Here is a 5148-nt window from a genome sequence, read left to right on the forward strand (position 1 = left end):
GCTCATCCGTAGCGGCGAAGCATTCGAAGCCTCACACGGCATTAAATTTGTCGCGTTTGACTACCGTAAAAACAACGGAACCGCCGATCAGGGACGGGTTGCCAAAGAACAGCAGCTCTACCGTCAGGACTACTGCGGCTGTCTCTATGGTCTCAGTATGCAGCGTGATCAACAACATAGATTGATGGACGAGATGTTCTCACCTCTAAGCCGCCAGATTCTCCCCGCCTCGATCGAAGAGAGGCTGGAACTCTATACCCGCCGCAATGAACTCGAAGAGCAAGGGATCCCCTATCGCATCCTCAAAGAGCGGTTTTACAACTACCGTCTGATGCGTGCCTCGGTAAAAGTTGCCGGAGACGTGATCCCTTCCTATCCCCTCTTCTACTCCACCATCAACCGCCCCTCCACCGAGGGAAAAATCGATTTTGAAATCGACGGGCAGTTTTTTCTCAACCGTGAAGAGGTACGCTTTATCACCCTCGATACCTTCAACACCCTCACCTCATCGTCGTTTAAAAATACGAAAGAGCTAATGTTTAACGCACCCTCTGTCGAAACCGAGATGGCTTTACGCACACAACTAACCGATAGCCCGTTTAACACCTCAGCGATCATCGTGGTCGATACGATCCCAACGGGAAAAATTTCCCTTTTGCTAGAGACAAAAACGTATGAGGATACGAGGGAAAAACTTATTCTCAGTTAGAGGAAGAAAGAGCTATACGGGAATAAAGAAATCTAAAAGATCGATATGGATATAATCAAAAAAATTGCGAGGAGGTATCCTATGCACACATTGAGTATCAGATTGGATGACTCTATTTATGAGCATTTCAAAGAGTTTTTAAAGTTCTACCCGCAAAATAGACTCTCTATTATCGAAGATGACGACGATCTTATCTTTAGCGATTCCAATGCCTTGTCCTACCAAGAGGCGATGGAAGATTTAAAAAACTCTCAAACCCTTAATTGGAAAGAGTACGCAAAGGCTCGAAATATCGATGTATGAGATCGAATTTTCGAAGCACTTCGTCAAGCAGATCGATAAATTATCCCAAAATGTCGTTAAACGTTTCTATGACGATCTAAAATATATCTCCGAAAATCCCCTCCCCTCTAATCCACACGTAGATGTTAAAAAACTTCAAGCTCAGACAAACCAATACCGTTTGAGAGTCGGAAAATACCGATTTTTATACACCATTATCGATGAAAAAGTTATCGTTTATTTTTACGATTTAGGTTCTCGCGGCGATATTTATAAATAACGAACTCTACATTAAAAAAATCCCGTCATTCCCGACTTGATCGGGAATCCACTCTTTCGTTCACCCTAAGCCCACGTGCCCTTTAGGTATGTCGAAGGGTAAGTTCATGGTTCGATAGGCTCACCACGAACGCGATAAGACAACCATTGACTTGTTGATTTTTGATCGATATAATTTTTATAGCGAATACATCTTCTTCATACAAACAATGGAGTGGCAAGATTAGGTTGATGGGTTTATCCTCTTGCCTCCTTTCTTTTGTAATCCAAAAAATTAAAGATTAAATACCTCATATTTATTTCTAATCGTGAGAGGAAAACATACTTGAAAGATTTCACTTTAGAAAACAATTTAGAGGGAACACATAAATTTATTTGTAAAGAATGTAGCCGAGAAACATCTCATAAAATAATTTCTTCTTATTGCGAACATGGTCATGAAGATCATGGTTATGGAAACACTATAGCTTGGATGGTGAAAAATCAAATAATTCAGTGTCTTGGCTGTGAAGATGTCTCGTTTAGAATTAGCTCAACTTGTTCAGAAGATGATGATTACGATGAAAATGGAGAGCATTATTACAATGAAACAATTAAATACTACCCAAGTCGCTTTGAAGGACTTAAAGCCATAAATATTTATTTATTACCAGATGAAGTTCAAAGTATATATCAAGAAACTATTTTAGCAATTGAAAACGAACAAAATATTTTAGCTGGTATTGGAATTAGAGCTTTAATAGAAACCATTTGTAAAGATCAAAAAGCTGAAGGGAAAGATCTTAACCAGCAAATAAATTCTCTTCATGAGAAGTCAATAGTAACCAAAGAAGGCGTTGATATACTTCATAAACTCAGAGTTCTCGGAAATAAAGCCGCTCATGAAGTACAAGCACATAATAAAGAACAATTATCTTTGGCTATCCAGATCATAGAACATATGTTGGACGGCACATATATAATCCCACATAAAGTTTCACGAGTCTTGAAGTAAAACCGAATAACTAAGATGAGATATTAAATCTTCACTTATCTCCAACCGCCCACTTTTTAACCACCCTTAGCACAGAGCTTACACTATAATATCCCTATGGAAACTTTACTATTAACCATCTTCTTAACCGTTGCTATTTCGACGGTTCTCAACATCATCCTAAAACGATTCGGGATCTCCCATATCATCGGCTACATTGCGACGGGGACGATCATCAGCTACCTGTTTGGATTCAACGGTGACGGGATCGATTCACTCAACCTCATCGGGGAGTTTGGGATCGTCTTTTTGATGTTTACGATCGGACTGGAACTGAGTCTGGAAAAAATCAAAAAGATGAAAGAGATTCTCCTCACCAATGGTGCGTTGCAAGTGCTGTTCAGCGTCGTGGTAATCTTTTTGCTATCACACTATCTGTTCCGCCTTGATTTTAACACCTCGCTCATCATCTCGCTGGCGTTTTCCCTCTCATCGACCGCCATCGTCCTAACCTATCTCAAAGAGTCCAAGGACATCCACACCCCTTATGGGCAAAAATCGATGGGAATTTTGATTTTCCAAGACCTCGCCGTTATCCCGATTTTATTGCTCATCACCTTTTTGTCCAACGACACCCTCTCACTGGGAGAAGTCATCGGAAAAACGATCCTCTCTGCCGCGTTCGTCGTTTTGTTTATGTTTACAATCGGGGATAAAATCGTTAATGCCCTCTTGCAGTTTTCGGCTAAAACCGAACTCGAAGAGCTCTTTTTGGGTTCGGTGTTCTCCATCCTCATCGGGACTTCACTCCTCGCACACAGCATGGGATTTACCTACTCATTGGGAGCCTTTATCGCGGGAATGATCATCGCGGACACCCGCTATAACGTCAAAGTCGAATCGGATATTTCAACCTACAAAGACCTCCTACTTGGGGCTTTTTTCTTCGGAGTGGGGACAAAGATCGATATGCTCTATTTTGCCGAAAATATCCATATCATTATTTTCGTCTTCGTCTTTGCGATGCTCTTTAAAGCAGTGGTCATCTATGCCATCATCCGCCGTAATTCCGATAAAAATACCTCGGCGAAAACGGCCCTCTCCCTCGCACAGATCGGAGAGTTTTCGTTTGCCGTATTTGCTTTGGCGGGAGCGCAAAAACTGATCAGCGAAGAGATGGCGAGCTTTTTGATTTTGGTGAGCGTCATCTCGATGATTCTCACCCCGTTTATCATCGGAAACATCTATAAACTCTCCTCTTATTTTGAGAAAGAGTTTTACGAATCGGACGTTATCACCCCTATCGAGCGCCAAGACCATATCATCGTCGCAGGATTTGCGATGCTCGGCAAAATCGTCGCCTCCTCGTTACAATCGAAGGGTGCCAATTTTATTATCATCTCCGATAATCTCAAACACGTTTTACATGCCAGAAAACTCGGCTATATGGCGTACTTCGGTCACTTGAACAAACTTCCCGTTTTGGAATCGTTGATGGTCAAAGAGGCACAAGCGATCATCATCACGATGAGCAGTGAACAAAATCGCCGTCTCATCAGCGAAGCGGTGCTCAATTATGATCATGAAGCCAATATTATCGTCAAAATCGACAGTGCGGAAGAGCGAAAAAGTTTGCGTGATTTGCCGGAGCTGGAGTTTGTGGATGCGAGTTTTGAGGTAGCGGACTTGCTCGTCAAGCACGCTCTCAAAGTCTAAAAGAATTCCAACTCATCTTCGTCATCAAGAACAAGTTGTTGATTGTTGCAGATCGATTCTATTTCCAGTACGTTATTGGCAAATGAGGCGTCAAGATAATGGACATCTTCGGCGACTTTCTGAACAAAAATAAGATTCATCCACTGTTCCAAATCTTTAATCAATCCGATAAGATTTTCGATCAATAGGTGTTTACGTGCGGTGTCGCGATAAAAATCTGCATTCAGATCACCCAAAAAGGTGGCTAAATTTCTAAAACTGTTAGCTATGACAGGAAAGACCATTAGAGTATCAACTAACCCATAAAATCTCCCTAATATTTCGACACCTTCATGCATCAAGACACAAGAGTCTTCTTCATTTGCCTCTTCTATGTCGTAAAATACCAGCAGTAACTCATCCAAATCTTCAATAAACTGCTCGATTTTATCGATGATGGTGCTGTCTACGATTTCAAATAGCGAGTGGGAACCATATCTCTCATGTTTAGAAAACCGAATATCTTTCAGTCTATGTTCATTAATCGACGATTCTACCTGTAATGAAGGATTTTTTACCGCCATATTCACTTTTGGCTCATTGGTAGAATCTTTACGAATATCCTCATTCGAGTAGTTTTTAAGTACTCCTGCAAAATTCAAATCCAACAAATTGATGAGTTGCCAGTAAACTTCATCATTCACTTTCCCATACATATTTTTCATATAGTACATAGAAAAAGTATTTTTGAACTCAGAACAAATAGCAAAAACATCGTGGATCGGAATAGATTTGTCATGACTAAAATGGAGTAAAATACGGATTACTAGACAATCTCCTGCCTCTTCTTCCCCTTTTATTATTTTCATAAATCTAGAATATATTCTGTCTCCAAAATGGTTACGAAAAAAAGAGATACCAATCTTGTGTGCGCGCAATGTCTCAATCACTTTTGGACGATTAGTCCATTGATCCAGTATCTCCACCCGTGCATTTTCAAGCTCATTGAGCAAAGGAGCTGTTAATCTTTTAAAACTATCATCTATCATTTTCTTACCTCAAATTGTTGATCATATTGGCTATCTCGAATATGGATAATGAGCTTTTTACCGCACCGTATTCGACCGCCTTTTTCGGCATTCCATACACGGTGCATGATTTTTCTTCCTGCGCATACGTTTGTGCTCCCGCTTCTTTCATACTAAGTAGC

7 protein-coding genes are annotated in these 5148 nt (G+C 40.7%); 5 read left to right on the forward strand and 2 right to left on the reverse strand.

Translation table 11 applies throughout. The features are described from left to right. From VFW36_RS11250 to VFW36_RS11270, 5 genes are all read left to right on the forward strand, one after another. Positions 1-709: epoxyqueuosine reductase QueH (locus VFW36_RS11250; protein WP_329658909.1), on the forward strand; the 709-nt coding region annotated here is incomplete at its 5' end. Positions 710-790: 81 nt separating this feature from the next. Next, entirely contained in the window at positions 791-1012 is a 222-nt protein-coding gene (locus VFW36_RS11255) for a hypothetical protein (protein ID WP_329658910.1), read from the forward strand. Continuing rightward, on the forward strand, positions 1005-1271 hold the full coding sequence (locus VFW36_RS11260; RefSeq protein ID WP_329658911.1) for a type II toxin-antitoxin system RelE/ParE family toxin: 267 nt from the start codon (positions 1005-1007) through the stop codon (positions 1269-1271). The genes VFW36_RS11255 and VFW36_RS11260 overlap by 8 nt, the downstream gene beginning before the upstream one ends. A 324-nt stretch (positions 1272-1595) precedes the next feature. After that, complete coding sequence (locus VFW36_RS11265) at positions 1596-2264, forward strand: DUF4145 domain-containing protein (protein WP_329658912.1); 669 nt, start codon at positions 1596-1598, stop codon at positions 2262-2264. A gap of 96 nt (positions 2265-2360) precedes the next feature. Next, positions 2361-3959: a cation:proton antiporter gene (locus VFW36_RS11270; protein ID WP_329658913.1), complete on the forward strand. Its 1599-nt coding sequence runs from the start codon at positions 2361-2363 to the stop codon at positions 3957-3959. Here VFW36_RS11270 and VFW36_RS11275 read toward each other — a convergent pair. Together VFW36_RS11275 and VFW36_RS11280 are read right to left on the reverse strand one after the other, a co-directional pair. Next, positions 3956-4807 carry a hypothetical protein gene (locus VFW36_RS11275; protein ID WP_329658914.1) on the reverse strand — a complete coding sequence of 284 codons (852 nt, stop codon included), beginning with the start codon at positions 4805-4807 and terminating at the stop codon, positions 3956-3958. The two genes, VFW36_RS11270 and VFW36_RS11275, sit on opposite strands and share 4 nt — an antisense overlap. Before the next feature lie 184 nt (positions 4808-4991). Continuing rightward, the gene (locus VFW36_RS11280) at positions 4992-5138 is read right to left on the reverse strand and encodes a chemotaxis protein CheB (RefSeq protein ID WP_329658915.1); all 147 of its coding nucleotides are present in this window, start codon (positions 5136-5138) and stop codon (positions 4992-4994) included. Positions 5139-5148 lie beyond the last annotated feature (10 nt).

It is taken from the genome of Sulfuricurvum sp. (assembly GCF_036279695.1).
Classification (GTDB): domain Bacteria; phylum Campylobacterota; class Campylobacteria; order Campylobacterales; family Sulfurimonadaceae; genus Sulfuricurvum.

Excerpts from the sequence above, each read along its gene's own strand:
- VFW36_RS11255 (WP_329658910.1), top strand. The coding sequence starts at position 791 with ATGCACACATTGAGTATCAGATTGGATGACTCTATTTATGAGCATTTC.
- VFW36_RS11260 (WP_329658911.1), top strand. The coding sequence starts at position 1,005 with ATGTATGAGATCGAATTTTCGAAGCACTTCGTCAAGCAGATCGATAAA.
- VFW36_RS11270 (WP_329658913.1), top strand. The coding sequence starts at position 2,361 with ATGGAAACTTTACTATTAACCATCTTCTTAACCGTTGCTATTTCGACG.
- VFW36_RS11275 (WP_329658914.1), bottom strand. The coding sequence starts at position 4,807 with ATGAAAATAATAAAAGGGGAAGAAGAGGCAGGAGATTGTCTAGTAATC.
- VFW36_RS11280 (WP_329658915.1), bottom strand. The coding sequence starts at position 5,138 with ATGAAAGAAGCGGGAGCACAAACGTATGCGCAGGAAGAAAAATCATGC.